Consider the following 985-nt stretch of genomic DNA (forward strand, 5'->3'; position numbering starts at 1 on the left):
CAACCACGCCGGTGGTCGAGCGAGGCCTCACCTGATCCCCGTGGCGCGGTCGCCGGCATCAGGAACCGTCGTCAATTGCCGCAAGCGGAGCACGGAACTCAACCACCAGGCCGGACGGCTCATAGCGCTTTCTTGAGCGGCTTCCGCCGATAATGCCCATGTCGATGAGGCGAGAACCAAGTCCGATCTTGGTCGGCGCGACAACCGGCGGTCCGTCGTGCTCGGTCCATTTGACGATGAGACAATCCGGTTCGATCTCCCATGATAGCCGCACATAGCCGGTAGAGACCGAGAGGGCACCATGCTTGATTGCATTGGTCGCCAGTTCATGGAGCACGAGAGACGTTGACAGCGCAGCCTTCGCCGTCAGCCGCAAGCGGGGGCCATCGAGGTGAAACCGAGATGCCGCGCCGTGCAAGCCCAGTACGTTCGCGGCCAGTTGGCGTAGATCAGCAGCCGACCAGCTATGCTGGAGCAAGACGTCATGCGCACGTCCAAGCGCATCGATCCGCCGTTCGAAAGCTTCAACTGCTTCGTGGTCGGATGCGTTGCGGAGAGTCTGTCTCGCGATGGCCTGCACCAACGCCAAGGTGTTCTTGAGGCGATGGCCAAGTTCGTCGTTGAGAATTCTTTGCCGCTCCTCGATGTTCTTGCGTTCGGTGATGTCGCAAACTGTTCCGAGCACGCGGATGGTGACGCCATTCGCGTTGCGGACCAGCATCGCGCTGCGAGATATCCAGGCCACGTCGCCGGTCTGAGGCTTGCGGACGCGATACTCCGTGTACAACGCCATCTCGCCGCTCTCGCGGCTGCCCCGGTCGGAGATCAGATGCTCGTCGCCGGGATGGATCAGACGCTCGATGTCCGGCGCATTCACGGTAGGCATGATCGGCAATCCAAAGATAAGGCAAAACTGATCCGTCACCGTGAGCCGGTCGGTCGCGATATCAAGCTCAAAACTTCCAATTCGCCCGGCCGCCTGAGC

1 protein-coding gene is annotated in these 985 nt (G+C 61.1%); it reads right to left on the bottom strand.

The window, feature by feature from the left end; genetic code table 11:
• Positions 1-58: 58 nt before the first annotated feature.
• Positions 59-985: sensor histidine kinase (locus tag NS334_RS17210; protein ID WP_153002837.1), on the bottom strand; the 927-nt coding region annotated here is incomplete at its 5' end.

Origin of the sequence: Sphingomonas endophytica (assembly GCF_001476895.1) — a bacterium.
Taxonomy (GTDB): Bacteria; Pseudomonadota; Alphaproteobacteria; order Sphingomonadales; family Sphingomonadaceae; genus Sphingomonas; species Sphingomonas endophytica_A.